Below are 14130 nucleotides of genomic sequence, written 5' to 3'. Positions count from 1 at the left end.
AAATAAAACAATTATACATTAAATATTATAATAACTATAGCATAAAACACTTATGATTGTCAATGATTATTTTTTTAAATTATAGGAGCGTGATAAAATGAGTACTTATGTGCAGGACAGAGATGAAGAATGTAAATACCTTGAGGGTACATTGAGTTTTATAAAAAAAGAATTGGACAGTGAAAATTATAGCTTAAATAACAGGCAAAAAGAGCTTATTGATTCCAGAAGAGAAATGTGGAAAAACTCTGTTCATTTTTCAGATGATTTCGATAGAATTCCTGAAATGAACCAGTATTTATTTGAAGTTAATAACCAGGCAAGAAGCTATGAAGATACTCTTAAAAAAATAAAAAAGTATGAACAAATGTTGGATTCACCTTACTTGGGAAGATTTGATTTTAAAGAAGATGACTTTGATGAAGTAGAAAAAATTTATATTGGTTTATACAACTTAATAGATGACAGTACAAATTCAATTTTAGTGTATGATTGGCGTTCTCCTATTTCAAGTATATTCTACCAATATGAAATGGGCAGATGCTCCTATAATTCACCTTCAGGAATAATTTCCGGCGATATCCTGTTAAAAAGACAATATAAAATTAAAAACGGTAAGCTTAAATATTTTTTTGACAGTAGTATACAAATTAATGATGAAATCCTTCAGGAAGTGCTAAGTCGCAATGCATCTTCCAAAATGAAAAACATTGTTAAAACAATTCAAAAAGAACAGGATATAATCATAAGAGATAATGATAATGAACTTTTAATGGTACAAGGCGTAGCTGGAAGTGGTAAAACTTCCATAGCACTGCATAGGATTGCTTTTTTGCTGTATATTGGAGTAAGTTCAAAATTGAATTCCAATAATGTAATTATAATTTCACCTAATTCTGTTTTTAGTAAATATATTTCTGGAGTTTTACCTGAACTAGGTGAGGAGAATGTAACCGAGATAACCTTTCATCATATTGCAAATAAAGTCCTTGAAAATAGATTTACAATTGGGAACCGGAGCCACCAACTTGAAGGTTTAATAAATTGTCAAGATGAACAGGATTTTAATTTGAATGTAGACACTATTGAATTTAAAGGTTCTAAAATATTTATAGAAATTTTAAATAGATTAATTCATCATTTTGAATACAGATTGATTCCATTTCAAGATGTATATTATGATGGTAAAATGTTAAAAACAAAACAGGAAATAAAAAATGAATTTCTTAATAACAAAATAAACATACCTATATCCACAAGGCTTAAAAGAATAGAGAATATAATACTTGATAAAATTCATCCACTTAGAAAGATAAGGCTGAAAAAGATTATGGAAATTGTTAAAAATTCCGATGGCCATGAATTGGAGATCAAATCTTTCAGTAGATTACTTTCAATTAAAGAAACAAAAGCATTTATGAAACATATTCATGAATTTACAGAAGTTGACTATATGAACTTATATAAATTGTTATTTGAAAAAAGCTGTCTCTTACTTAAACTATCACATGGAATGAAACTTCCTCCAAATATTAAAGAGATCATATACAGGACTAAAAAAAATCTCAATAAAAACTCTATTAATTATGAGGATTGTGCCCCGCTTTTATATATTAAACTCAGATTAGAAGGAAATAAGGATTTTCAGAATATTAAACAGGTGGTTGTTGATGAAGCCCAGGATTATTATCCACTTCAATATGAAGTCCTTAAGCTTTTGTTTGGTAAATCCAGATATACCATACTGGGAGACTTCAATCAATCCTTGGAAAGGGCTAAAAATAAAAATATATATGATGATATAGAAGAAATACTCCATAAGAAAAAGTCTACAAAGCTTTTTCTTAATAAAAGTTATAGATCTTCTTCGGAAATAATTTACTTTGCAAAGCAGATACTAAACAATAAAGAGAACTTTATTCCCTTTGACAGACATACAGAAAAACCAAAAATTATATTTAAGGATAATGAGAAGTTACTTTATCATGCCATTTCTCACGATATTAATTATTTTTGTAATGAGGGCTATGGTTCCATTGCATTAATTTGCAGGACTCAGAAGGAGGCAGATTGTGTTCAAGAAAAGTTAAAACCTTTAATTAAAACTAGGTTGTTAGATATTAATAATGATGAAATTGAGAAAGGTCTATTGGTCATTCCATCTTATATGGCAAAAGGTTTAGAATTTGATGTTGTACTTGTATACAATGTTTCTAAAGATAATTATAAAAATGAATTTGACAGAAGACTTTTATATGTAGCATGTACAAGGGCACTTCACCAGTTAAGTATTTATTATACTGGAGAGAAAAGTTCTTTTATTGAAAATATCAAGTGATTCTTAGGTTCAGATGGAGTTTACTCATAGAGAATGCTTTTCTCCACCTGAATATTAGAATAACTTATAAAGATTTATTTTTCAGCAGGTCACATATTTGATAAAACTTGAAGAACTTCATTTATATTGGGCAATTGAGCAGGAGGATATACTTTAACCCATTTTACAATTCCTTTTCCGTCTATTATTACATTTGCTCTCTTGGATGTACCATCTTTCTCAATAAATAGCCCATAATCCTGGGTAACTTTACCATGAGGCCAGAAGTCAGCAAGAATACTTAAATTTTCAAGAACAAGTGCAGATGCCCATACTTTTTTGGAAGGCTGGGCATCAACGCTCATACCAAGTGGTACTGTATTTAGTTTTTGAAAGTTATCCCAATTATTTTCCAGTGCTCTCATCTGATCTGTACAAACTGGTGTCCATGCAAGAGGATGCCAGGAAAGCAATACATTTTTACCTCTATAATTTGATAAGTTTATAAATTGATCGTGATTATCTTCTAATGAAAAGTTTGGTGCAGGATCTCCTATAGCAATTAGTTTCATAATTTCATCTCCCTCTTATTAGTCAGATATATTATGTCGCATTTATTTAAATATATTCTAAAACAGTTTGTCAAGTTCATTGTCAATATTTTGACTATCTGAAGCATTAATCCATTTCTTTAGGATTATTACATATTTGCAGTTATTAGATTTATTTTTTAAATAAGTATAAACTATTTGAGATTCATCGATTCCTTCCTTCCCAATTTTTATTGAATTTCCTGCACTTTTATCACTAAAGTAAAATAAAATATTAGCTCTAAAAATAGATTTTAAATTTTCAAAGCCACAATCTTTTATTATATATTTTTTATCAAAAAGTAGTTTGTTTCCCTTAATGAGGAAAAATTTAACTTTATTATCATTTAAATATTCAAGTAAAGCAATATTCCTATTTTTTTCTGTGAATTTTATGACCTTGCCATTATGTAGAAGGTAATTTGCTGCAATTATATAATCTCTATACTTGACAGCATTTTTAAAATCAAGTTTTTCCGAAAAAATACTCATTTTATATTTCATTTTTTCAAGAATACTTTTATCAGTGCCATTGAGCAGTTTTATTATTTTATTTAATATAGTAAGATATTGTTCTTTTGGAGTGCTATCTAAGCATATACCGATGCATAATCCTAAAGAATAATTCAAGCAGGATGAAATTTTTGGCGATTTAGTGCTGCACAGTATTTTACAACATTCTTTTATTCCCTGAAGCCCTTTTTCCACTGTGTTTCTGCTCTTATAAGGTCCAAAATAGACATTCCCATCATTTTCAACTAATTCATCGGAAACCTCAATACCAGGATATCTTTCATTGATGCTTATTTTTATATAAGAATAGGATTTGGGGTTTTTCATCTGCTTGTTATACATGGGCTTAATTTTTTTTATTAATTTACACTCCAGAATAAAGGCCTCGAATTCTGTATCGGTGAGTATGTAGTCAAAATCCTCTATATTTTTCATCAATCTTATAATTTTGGAAGAATGTGATTTTAAATTTTGAAAATATGACCTGACTCTGTTTTTTAAATTTTTAGATTTACCTACATAAATCACATTGCCAAGAGAATCCTTCATAAGGTATACTCCTGGTGAAGAGGGAAGTTTTTTGACTTTATCCTTTAGGTACATAATTTGTCCTCCAAAAAATATATGATATCTAAGATTGTACCATAAATATTAACTAAAGCTGAAATTATATTATTAAAATGGTGAAGTAATATTTTCTATTTGATTTTTATGTGCTGAGAGGAATAGTAATATACAAGTATTTAGTTAGATACATAAAACAAGAGAGAATGTTTTTCTTATTTTTGAAACATACTATCCTTAAGATTATATGAACTTGAGGTGGTATAAAATGGAGAATAAACATAAAGGTTTATCTGCATGGCAGATTACAATGATGGCATTGGGTAGTATAATTGGGGGTTCTTTTTTTATTGGCTCAGCTGTAGCTATTCGTGCTGTAGGTCCTGCTATTATAGTATCCTACATACTAGGTGGAATTTTAGTCTATTTTATCCTTTCTGCACTTTCAGAAATGACAGAAAAAGATCCCTCTCCAGGATCCTTTAGGACATTTTCCGCAAAAGCTTTTGGCCCAGGCACTGGATTTATCGTCGGGTGGGTTTACTGGACTGGTATGATTTTAGCTATGTCCAGTGAAGCAGCTGCTTTGTCTATTTTGATTCGGAATTGGTTTCCAGGTGTGTCCATTTCACTATTTGGGAGTATAACAATTATTGGAGTTACATTGCTTAATTTATTAGGGGCTGATAAATTGAGTAAATTTGAAAGTGGTCTGGTTGCTTTTAAATTGCTGGCAATAGTATCCTTTATAATTATTGGACTGCTTTTAATCATGGGCCTAATAGGTAAAAATCCAGCAGTAGGTATGGGTGAGTTGAGACATGAACCGCTACTTTCAGGTGGAATAAAAGGTATTGCCGGAAGCATGCTTACAGTTATGTTTGCTTATGCAGGATTTGAAACCATAGGTTTGGCAGCTGCTGACACCGATAATCCCCAAAAAGTGATTCCTAAAGCAATTACCTATACTGTTTTAAGCCTTGTGGTTCTCTATATAATTTCTGTTGCTGTTCTTCTTCCTTTGATTCCCACCGGAATGGTTAGTGAAAATGTAAGTCCAATGGTGGCGGCTCTTGATAGGTGGGGAATAAACTGGGTGGGAAATGCAATAAATATAGTGATGTTTACTGCCATGCTTTCAACTATGCTTGCAGCTATGTTTGGTCTTGGAAGAATGATTCGTTCTCTTGCAGATGAAGGTTTTGCTCCAAAATTTTTAAAAGATGGGGAAGATGTTCCTTATAGAGGAATGATTTTTTCAGGTGCTGCAATGCTCTTGGGATTGATGTCTGGACTTTTATTTCCAAGGGTTTATTTGTTTTTGGTAAGCGCAGGAGGATTTGCACTGCTTTTTACATATGCAATGATTGTAGCTTCACGAATTCATCTTTCTAAAAGAGATAAAAAAAGACATGAATATGCTTCCTGGTTTACTTTAATAAGCCTTATTATCGTTATTTTCAGTATGCCTTTTATCCCAGGGCAATCCCCTGGACTTATAGCAGGAATAACAATTATTGCATTTTATTCATTAACTTATGCAGGAGTAAAATATTATGAAAATACAAAAAAATTCAGGCATGAAAATGTAAAAAGAAATAATATGGGGCTATACACAGAGTTTTCCAAAGAACTGACAGAGAATCATAAGAATTTAGACAAAAATACAAAAGAGTAGATAAAAAGGCTGTCTAAAATATTTTTAAACAGCCTTTTTAAATTTTTTATTCATTTTCTGATTTTAAAGAATCAATCATGGAAATCCTATTGATCTTTTTCTTGCTTAGAGCTTTGGACAACTCATAGGTCATATATATTACAATAAACCCTGAAATGATGTATATATAATTTATGGTCATAGGAAATGAAATACTCATGTCTTTGGTTACAGAATTAAATAACGAGTGCAGAAATGCAAGGATCAATGGTATACCCAGAATATAACCCGCAATAACTGTGAGTGAAGAACTGTTTAATATGAGAGAGTAAATCTCTTTTTTTCTGTAGCCCAATATTCTAAGCAGTCCAATATTTTTTTTATTCTCTTCTATGATTAAAGAAGTTACTACGTATATGACTATAAGCCCGATTATAAAGGATATAACCGATATGGATCCTATGGTTACTTTAAGCGGCTGTATAATTGCATCAAAGGATTTTTTTATATCATCAGATGTAGCAGTAGTCAACAGCTTGTCTTCTGGAATTTTCAGCTTATTTTTGCTCCACAGACCCATGTAGCTGTGGGATGGATAGCCAAGCATATGGTCAAGCTTTTCAATGGGAATATATACATATTGGCCTAGATAAGTTTCTGCAATGCCATTTATTTTTATGCTGTATTCTTTTGAATCAAGTTTGTTCACAACCCGTATGGTATCATCTGGCTTTAATCCAAGTTTGTCCGCAAGAGGCCTTGTAATAATGACTTTATCAGTATCTAATTTTTTCCCTGAACTGTCTTTTAATAAAATATATTTTGAATTGGGAGCTATCCCATATATAGTAAAATCTGTTTTGCTGTTGGATTTCAGATTGAAAGGTACTTCACAAAAAGCTTCACCTGCTGCAGGTTTTCCATTTTGAATGGAATTAAATATATAAGTATAATTATATTTAAATGCCTGATTGAATGAATCCTTCATAAGGTAATCTATAGAACTTTTGGCAGCAAATCCGAAAAGCAGTAACATTGATGCAAGTATAACTCCCAGAAGGAGAAAGGCGCTTCTTGGTATATTTCTAAGCTGTTCCCGAATTTTAAACTTGGTGGAAAATTTTAATCTGTCAAGTTTTAAATTCTTTTCTATAAAATTGACTTTATTTCCTCCGTAACTGCCCCTCATCAATTGTATGGGAGAATATTTAAGGGTATTTCCTATTACAAAATAGCTGCAAATACTAAGAAAAATTACAGGCAGAATAATACTTATTGCAATATATTTTATAGTAAAATCCATGGAATTCATGGGCATATTAAAATAGTCCAGCATTAAATTGATCATGGGTTTTGAGGATAAAATTCCAAGGGCAGTACCCACTAGTCCACCTGTAAATGCAATGGACAGAGGATATATAAGGTAGTGCTTCATAATTTCCGCTTTATTATATCCAAGAGCATAAAGGGTTCCTATAATTATAGATTCTCTTTTTAACATTCTCCACATGACAGTTCCTGTAAGTATGCAGGTGAGAAGCAGTATGACAGCGGGCATGGAGGAGCTTATTCGATTTATGCTGCTGAGCTTTGCGTTTACATAGGTTACTCTTGGATTTTCACTGATATTTGTCCAGTTTAGTATGATTATATTTTTGCTTCTCAAATAGTCTTTAAATTGTGATATTCTAGATTCAATGCTGCCTTTATCAGTATTGAATTTTATACTGTAAAAGCTGCTGCCCCTTTTAAAGCTGTTAAAATCATTCCTGCCGATTACCCCTATTCCAAAACTATTTGGATCATTCATCAAATCTGATTCGGATTTAAGTGGATATATATAATTTGGCAGTGACATAAAACCCGATACCCTAAAGGATTTTCCATAAATTTTTATATGGTCATTGACTTTGAGTTTATTTGCTTTTGCATAAGCGGGATCAATTAGAATGTCATCTCCACTCAGATTTTTTCCTTCAATGATTGCAGGAATATTTATTTTTGTATTCTGGCTGAATATTCTAAGAGTATTGCCGCTGGATACAGGGTAATCAACTGATCTGGTTTCTTCAATGCTCATGTTGAATTTTGTTTCCAGAGAATTTATGTTGTTTAAATCTTTGTTTATTGTAAAACTTGCGTCTTCCTGATTGTAGTTCTTTTCAAAGGAAGATGATATATTTGATATATTACTGGAAAGCAGATTGAACATGGTAAAAAGAAGACAGCTTAAAATGATGAGCAATAGGGAACCCATATATTGAGACTTGTTTTCCAGCATGGTTCTTTTGATCTTTTTATTTATAACCATTACCACTCAATCCTTTCTGCAGGAATAATATTTTTATTTATCTTATTTTCAATAATTTCTCCGCTCCTTACTTTGAAGATTCTATTGGACATGGAACTTATGGCCTCATTATGAGTTATCATAAGTATGGTTGTACTAAAATCCCTGTTGATTTTCTGAAGAAGCTTCAATATTTCCCTTGAAGTTAAAAAATCCAGCGCACCTGTAGGCTCGTCACATAAAAGCAGGATTGGATTTTTGACTATGGCTCTTGCGATTGCAACTCTCTGCTGTTCACCGCCGCTGAGTTCATTGGGGAACCTGTATTTTTTATCAAGCATATCTACATCTCTCAGTACCTCATCTGTAGGCAGCGGGGATTTACTGATATTTGAAACAACTTCAATATTTTCACCTACAGTAAGGTGGGGCACCAGATTATAAAACTGAAATATAAAACCTATTTTCCTTCGCCTGTAATCAGTAAGTTTTTTGTCGGAAAGTCTGGTGACTTCTGTTCTGTCTACTAAAACTGATCCGGAATCGCAGCGGTCAAGTCCGCCTATTATATTTAGCAGAGTGGATTTACCAGAACCTGAGGGACCGAGAATTACACCAATCTCTCCGCTGTCAAGGGATAAATTTACATTATTTAAAACAGGAGTAGCCACATTACCTGTTTTATAGCTTTTCTTTAAATTACTGACCTGCATGAACATTTATTTTTCCCCCATTCCATTTTTTAGAAGCTCTATCATGGATTCAATCTCTTTTTCATTTGTTTCAAAGTCTTCATCCACAATATCACTTCCATTTTTCCTTGACTTATTCATCATGTGTTTTTTGAATTCTATTGATACTCCTGTAATAAATATGGAAAGCATGTCATCATCCATATCTTTTCTTATAAAACCATTTTTTTTACCATTTCGAATTAGTTTTAATGTATATCCATTTAAAGTATCCATCATATAACACATGGACTCATCGGTTAAATCCTTATATTTACCAAGAAATACATCCTGGATAAATATTATGAGTTCTCTTTCCTCTTTCATCTGAATCCATAGAGATTTAGAACTTTTATGAAATAAATCGAAAATATTTACATCTTTATTGCCAGAGATAAAATAGTCACCGTACTTTTTAGTGATAAAGTCTGATGCCCATTTTACTGAAAAGAGAAATAGTTCTTTTTTGTTTTCAAAATACTGATACATACTGCCCTTTGATACACTGGCATTTTTAGCTATATTAGCTATATTGCCTTTTTCAAAACCATGATTTAAAAATTCATTTACAGCAGATCTCATTATAGTTTCCTGTTTTTTTTCTTCCAGATTAAAAAATGTTTTTTTGGGCATTAAATCACTCCTTTACGTCATGTGACCTGCAGGTCATGTGACCTGTTAGTCACAATTATAGTATCTGATTTTACAAAAGTCAAGAAATTTGAAATCAGAAAACAATGGCATATAAATAGGTTATTCCCTAATAAAAATATTGGAAAATGTATAACAGTATATGTTAGAATGTATTATAGATAAAAAACTGGCCAAATGATAATGTAAAAAGTGATATCAATTGAGGGTGCAAAACTGCGTTATGATGTAGAAGCTTTCAATGAAAAAAAGTGTAAAGTAGGCTTTGGAACATATGAACAGCATATAATTAATTTAGAAGATTTTTTAAATAGAGATAAATAATAAATATGGGTAACTATAATAGAACATTCATCCATCTATATAGCCATTGTTTTTTAGGAGATTTTTATCAAGTCTTCATAAAGAATAATGGTATAATTACAATATATTTGTTTTGAGGTGAGAGAATGGAGAAACATGATTCAAAGAAAAGCAAGGTTGTATTGATTGAATGTAATGAATACCTGGAAGATAAGGTGTATGAAGCCATTAAAAGTGGACTTGAACTTCTGGGAGGTATAGAAAAGTTTGTAACCAGGGAAGAAAAGGTGCTTTTAAAGCCAAACCTTTTGAAAAAATCAACACCGGATAGGGCTATAACAACCCATCCAACTGTATTTCGGGCTGTAGCAAAACTTTTAAAGGAAAGAGGATATACACATGTTTTCTATGGGGATTCTCCCGGCAATGGAAATCCTACAAAGATATCAAGTTCTGCCGGCATTAAGGAAGTGGCAGAGGAACTGGGAATTGAAGAGGCAAATTTCAGACAGGGTAAAATGGTGGAGTTTCCCCAGGGAAAAGTTGCAAAAGAGTTTGTAATAAGCCAGGGAGTTTTGGATGCTGATGGCATTATAAATATTTGTAAAATGAAGACTCATGCTCTGGAGCGGATTACAGGAGCAATGAAAAACATATTTGGATGTATTTATGGCTTTAACAAAGGGTTGAGTCATGCAAAATATCAAAGCTCAGATAGATTTGCAAAAATGCTGGCAGACCTGCATGTTATGATAAAACCAAGACTTCATATTATGGATGGAATTGTTGCCATGGAGGGAAACGGACCTGCATCGGGAACTCCTGTACAGATGAATGTTATTCTGATGTCAGAAGATCCTGTGGCTCTTGACAGCGTTTTTTGCAGGCTCATTCATTTGGATCCGGCATCAGTGCCTACCAATGTAAATGGTGAAGCCTGGGGACTTGGAAATTGGCATGATGCTCATATTGAAATTTTAACTCCTCAGGGTGAAAAATCCATAGATGAAATTGTTCAACAATACGGCAATGAAAATTTTGATGTTTACCGGGGTGATATAAAAAAAGCAGGGTTTCATAGAGTGGAATGGTTGATGAAACTTGTAAGGCAAAGGCCTTATGTAATAAAGGAGAAATGTATTCGCTGCGGTATATGTGTAAACAGTTGTCCTGTGGAAGGAAAGGCCATTAGACTGGATAAAGATAAAGGTACTGCTCCTGAATATAATTATGATAAATGTATTCGATGTTATTGTTGTCAGGAAATGTGTCCTAAAGAAGCAATTGAAGTAAAAACACCGCTTTTAAGAAAGCTGCTGGATAAAATAGTAAGCTGATCCTAGAAGAACCCAGGGTCACAGCAGAATTTTTAAAAAAGCTATTTTGATTTATACTGGAATGAATAAACTGGAATGAATAAATAGAGGAAAAGATGATATACATGAAATTTTTAATACAAGTATTTACTAAAGCCTGTATAGAAACGGTTAATTTAACAGGTATGCTCATATTGATAGGTTTCCTTCTGGGGCTGCTTAGAAATTATTCAGTAAGAAATTTTCAGAGAAGTTTTGGTAGTAGGGCAGTGATGATAACTGGATTTATAGGAGTGCCGGTACATGAACTCAGTCACGCTATTGCTGCACTGCTTTTTAAACACAGAATTACTGCCATGAAGCTGCTTCAAAAACCGGATGCCAATGGTGTAATGGGATATGTAGAACACAGCTATAATCAAAACAGTATTTACCAGCAGGTAGGAAATTTTTTTATAGGTATAGCTCCTATTTTTGGGGGTATTGCCTGTATGGTTGCACTGATGCATGTGACTATTCCTGAAACCTATAATAATTTTGCAGATATTTTAATGAAAAATATACATGTGGAAGTAATAGATAATTCTACAATTATGGGAATACTGTATTCTTATTTGGGACTTGTAAAAAGTATTTTTTCAATTGGAAACTTTGAAAATCCACATTTTTATATATTCCTATTTATATCCATATGCATATCTTCCCATATATCACTTAGTTTGGCTGATATAAAGGGAGCTTCAATTGGTCTTACAGTTATATTTTTCATATTGTTTATATTGAATATTTTTGGATTGTCAAAATATATACAGGCTTTTAATTTGATAAAATATAATATTTTAATAACAAGTTTTTTAGTTGTGGCAGTGATATTTTCTCTCATAACTTTTTTGATAAGCCTGCCTTTGGTAGTTATAAGAAAAAATTGATATATATTGTTAGGAAAAGGTGCATTTGTAAAACTTAAAAAAATACTATAAAGGAGGGCATATGGAAAATATAAGCATCTTAGGATTTTCATTATATGAAGTATTATTTTATTTTGCTGTCTATGCATTTTTAGGCTGGTGTCTTGAAGTTGTTTATGCTGCAGTAAATACGGGATCTTTTGTGAACAGGGGATTTTTAAATGGACCTGTGTGTCCTATATATGGTGTTGGGGGGGTAATAGTCATAGACTTTCTCATGCCATTTAAGGACAATTTGATTTTATTGTTCATTACTTCTGTTTTCATTACTTCTCTTCTTGAATATGTTACTGGTTTAGCTCTTGAGAAACTTTTCAATGACAAGTGGTGGGATTATTCTCAATATCCTTTTAATATAAGGGGCTATATTTGTCTTAAATTTTCACTGGCATGGGGTATAGGATGTATCCTGATTATGAAGATTATACATCCTGCAATTGTGGAGTTTGTCAAACTGATTCCAATGTTTTTAGGCAACATTCTATTATTATCATTGACAGTTGTATTTATTATTGACCTTGTATCTACAGTTGATACAGTAATGAAACTTAACTTCAGATTGAAAAGAATTCATGAAATATCCGGTAAAATCAAAGAAAAATCAAATATACTTGGAGAAGGCATATCCAGAGATACAATCGAACTTAAAAGAGAGTATGAATATCAGGCAGTTGAGATTAGAAAAAAATATGATAATTTGTCTGAAGATGCTATTGAGCTTAAGGAAAAATATAAAAATGATCTAATGGAAATTAAGAGAAAATATGAAAATGGTCTGGCTGAAATCAGAAAGGGATATGAAAGGGAAATAAGCGAGTTGAAGGAAAGCTATAAAAAACTTACAGGCAGGAGAAACCATCTTCATAGAAGAATTATAAGGGCATTTCCTGATATTAAATCAAACAGGTATTTTGAGGCATTAAATGAATTGAAGAGGAATATGACCAGGAAGTAGTTATGTGGATTTAATTGTAGATCTGGATATAATAGCGGCATAACAGCTGCAGCATATATTTTATATTTGCTGCAACTGTTATGCTGTTTATTCTTATCCTGAAATTATGAAGATCTTAAATTCTATGATTGAAGCTGTTAAAGCATTTTATGCTAAAGAACAGCTGTATTTTTTACCAACGAACAGCGTGCCTACCTGTTTGCCATCTATAATACTGTATAAATCCTCTGGCCTTTGGCCATGGGTTATAACCATGTCGATACCATGTGAAGTGGCAATTTGGGCGGCATCAAGTTTTGTAATCATTCCGCCGGTACCGCGATTTGAACCGGAACCTTTTGCCAATGTACGGATATTTCTGTCAATATCATCAACACGATGGATAAGCTGTGCATTAGGATTTTCTCTTGGGTCACTTTCGTAAAGACCGTCTATGTCCGACATAAGAACCAGTTTTTTTGCTCTGCACAGCACAGATACTACTGCTGAAAGTGTATCATTGTCACCAAATATTTTTTGCTCGGATTCAATTTTCGTATAACTCACAGAATCATTTTCGTTTACGATGGGGATAATGTCCCTCTCCAGAAGAGAGTTAAATGTGTTTATTAGATTTCGTTTTTTTCGGCCTTGCTCCACGTCTTCACCGCTGAGAAGTATCTGAGCGACAATCTTATCATACTCGCTGAAAAATTTATCATAGATATGCATGAGTTCACATTGGCCTACAGCAGCTGCAGCCTGCTTTATTCTAAGCTCTTTGGGGCGTTCGGACATTCCCATTTTATTTGTTCCCACTGCAATGGCACCTGATGAAACAAGAATGATTTCATATCCTGAATTTTGAATACCTGACAGGACCCGTGTCAGTCTGTCAATAGAACGTAAATTGATTTTGCCTTTTTCATTTGTGAGGGAGGATGTACCGATTTTAATTACTATACGATTTTTAATAAGATCCATAATGCTTCAATCCTTTCTATATTGTGGTTTTTATAATAAGCAGTTATTTTCAATTTAAGAACTTGTTTTAGATAATAAAAAAGCCCTAAGTTGATTAAAATCAACTCAGGGCGAAAATGCTTTCCGTGTTACCACCTAAATTCAGTATGAACTGCACTCAATCAGTACGAAGATAATTCTTGATACTGTTTTCCTGATAGCGGTGGAATTTCCGATGAAGTCTACTTGAATAATCGTTCGATCCATAACTCCAAGACTGGTTCAATATTTTTTCATTAAAGTCTCACACCAACCAACTTTTCTCTGAAAATC

11 protein-coding genes and 1 other annotated feature (1 of these 12 running past the window's edge) are annotated in these 14130 nt (G+C 32.4%); of the genes, 5 read left to right on the top strand and 6 right to left on the bottom strand.

Going from position 1 to position 14130, the window contains the following annotated elements:
• The first annotated feature begins 97 nt into the window (after nucleotides 1-97).
• Entirely contained in the window at nucleotides 98-2338 is a 2241-nt protein-coding gene (locus tag ACYUJ6_RS10165) for a HelD family protein (protein WP_461842674.1), read from the top strand.
• 89 nt (nucleotides 2339-2427) lie between these two features.
• Here the strand turns inward: ACYUJ6_RS10165 and ACYUJ6_RS10160 are convergent, their stop codons facing one another.
• Entirely contained in the window at nucleotides 2428-2889 is a 462-nt protein-coding gene (locus tag ACYUJ6_RS10160; RefSeq protein WP_461842673.1) for a redoxin domain-containing protein, read from the bottom strand.
• A 57-nt stretch (nucleotides 2890-2946) separates the two neighbouring features.
• Complete coding sequence (locus ACYUJ6_RS10155) at nucleotides 2947-4023, bottom strand: GIY-YIG nuclease family protein (RefSeq protein WP_461842672.1); 1077 nt, start codon at nucleotides 4021-4023, stop codon at nucleotides 2947-2949.
• 229 nt (nucleotides 4024-4252) lie between these two features.
• Here ACYUJ6_RS10155 and ACYUJ6_RS10150 point away from each other — a divergent pair, with 229 nt between their 5' ends.
• The gene (locus ACYUJ6_RS10150) at nucleotides 4253-5662 is read left to right on the top strand and encodes an amino acid permease (RefSeq protein WP_461842671.1); all 1410 of its coding nucleotides are present in this window, start codon (nucleotides 4253-4255) and stop codon (nucleotides 5660-5662) included.
• 46 nt (nucleotides 5663-5708) lie between these two features.
• On the opposite strand, the gene ACYUJ6_RS10145 is transcribed toward ACYUJ6_RS10150, so the two are convergent.
• Genes ACYUJ6_RS10145 through ACYUJ6_RS10135 form a run of 3 tightly spaced genes read right to left on the bottom strand, consistent with a single transcriptional unit; the run spans nucleotide 5709 to nucleotide 9295 of the window.
• Nucleotides 5709-7952 carry an ABC transporter permease gene (locus ACYUJ6_RS10145; RefSeq protein WP_461842670.1) on the bottom strand — a complete coding sequence of 748 codons (2244 nt, stop codon included), beginning with the start codon at nucleotides 7950-7952 and terminating at the stop codon, nucleotides 5709-5711.
• Nucleotides 7952-8650 (bottom strand): ABC transporter ATP-binding protein, encoded by a 699-nt coding sequence (locus ACYUJ6_RS10140; RefSeq protein ID WP_461842669.1) that lies wholly within the window; start codon nucleotides 8648-8650, stop codon nucleotides 7952-7954. The genes ACYUJ6_RS10145 and ACYUJ6_RS10140 overlap by 1 nt, the downstream gene beginning before the upstream one ends.
• Nucleotides 8651-9295, bottom strand: a complete 645-nt coding sequence (locus ACYUJ6_RS10135; RefSeq protein WP_461842668.1) for a TetR/AcrR family transcriptional regulator — start codon at nucleotides 9293-9295, stop codon at nucleotides 8651-8653.
• A 467-nt stretch (nucleotides 9296-9762) separates the two neighbouring features.
• Between ACYUJ6_RS10135 and ACYUJ6_RS10130 the strand changes: the two genes are divergently transcribed.
• The 3 genes from ACYUJ6_RS10130 to ACYUJ6_RS10120 all read left to right on the top strand — a co-directional run bounded on the left by ACYUJ6_RS10130 (nucleotide 9763) and on the right by ACYUJ6_RS10120 (nucleotide 12855).
• Nucleotides 9763-10953: a DUF362 domain-containing protein gene (locus tag ACYUJ6_RS10130; protein ID WP_461842667.1), complete on the top strand. Its 1191-nt coding sequence runs from the start codon at nucleotides 9763-9765 to the stop codon at nucleotides 10951-10953.
• Nucleotides 10954-11057: 104 nt separating this feature from the next.
• Entirely contained in the window at nucleotides 11058-11861 is an 804-nt protein-coding gene (locus ACYUJ6_RS10125; RefSeq protein WP_461845485.1) for a hypothetical protein, read from the top strand.
• 61 nt (nucleotides 11862-11922) lie between these two features.
• Nucleotides 11923-12855 (top strand): putative ABC transporter permease, encoded by a 933-nt coding sequence (locus ACYUJ6_RS10120; protein WP_461842666.1) that lies wholly within the window; start codon nucleotides 11923-11925, stop codon nucleotides 12853-12855.
• Nucleotides 12856-13002: 147 nt separating this feature from the next.
• Here ACYUJ6_RS10120 and proB read toward each other — a convergent pair whose 3' ends face one another.
• Nucleotides 13003-13818 carry a glutamate 5-kinase gene (gene proB / locus ACYUJ6_RS10115; protein ID WP_461842665.1) on the bottom strand — a complete coding sequence of 272 codons (816 nt, stop codon included), beginning with the start codon at nucleotides 13816-13818 and terminating at the stop codon, nucleotides 13003-13005.
• A gap of 103 nt (nucleotides 13819-13921) precedes the next feature.
• Nucleotides 13922-14130, bottom strand: a binding site (T-box leader); it runs 34 nt beyond the window's last position.

The organism is Clostridium sp. JNZ X4-2, from assembly GCF_054889485.1.
This window is presented reverse-complemented; position numbering and strand designations above follow the sequence as displayed.

Bases quoted from the DNA above. Each gene is read 5' to 3' on its own strand.
- ACYUJ6_RS10165 (WP_461842674.1), top strand. From the start codon at position 98: ATGAGTACTTATGTGCAGGACAGAGATGAAGAATGTAAATACCTTGAG.
- ACYUJ6_RS10160 (WP_461842673.1), bottom strand. From the start codon at position 2,889: ATGAAACTAATTGCTATAGGAGATCCTGCACCAAACTTTTCATTAGAA.
- ACYUJ6_RS10155 (WP_461842672.1), bottom strand. From the start codon at position 4,023: ATGTACCTAAAGGATAAAGTCAAAAAACTTCCCTCTTCACCAGGAGTA.
- ACYUJ6_RS10150 (WP_461842671.1), top strand. From the start codon at position 4,253: ATGGAGAATAAACATAAAGGTTTATCTGCATGGCAGATTACAATGATG.
- ACYUJ6_RS10145 (WP_461842670.1), bottom strand. From the start codon at position 7,952: ATGGTTATAAATAAAAAGATCAAAAGAACCATGCTGGAAAACAAGTCT.
- ACYUJ6_RS10140 (WP_461842669.1), bottom strand. From the start codon at position 8,650: ATGTTCATGCAGGTCAGTAATTTAAAGAAAAGCTATAAAACAGGTAAT.
- ACYUJ6_RS10135 (WP_461842668.1), bottom strand. From the start codon at position 9,295: ATGCCCAAAAAAACATTTTTTAATCTGGAAGAAAAAAAACAGGAAACT.
- ACYUJ6_RS10130 (WP_461842667.1), top strand. From the start codon at position 9,763: ATGGAGAAACATGATTCAAAGAAAAGCAAGGTTGTATTGATTGAATGT.
- ACYUJ6_RS10125 (WP_461845485.1), top strand. From the start codon at position 11,058: ATGAAATTTTTAATACAAGTATTTACTAAAGCCTGTATAGAAACGGTT.
- ACYUJ6_RS10120 (WP_461842666.1), top strand. From the start codon at position 11,923: ATGGAAAATATAAGCATCTTAGGATTTTCATTATATGAAGTATTATTT.
- proB (WP_461842665.1), bottom strand. From the start codon at position 13,818: ATGGATCTTATTAAAAATCGTATAGTAATTAAAATCGGTACATCCTCC.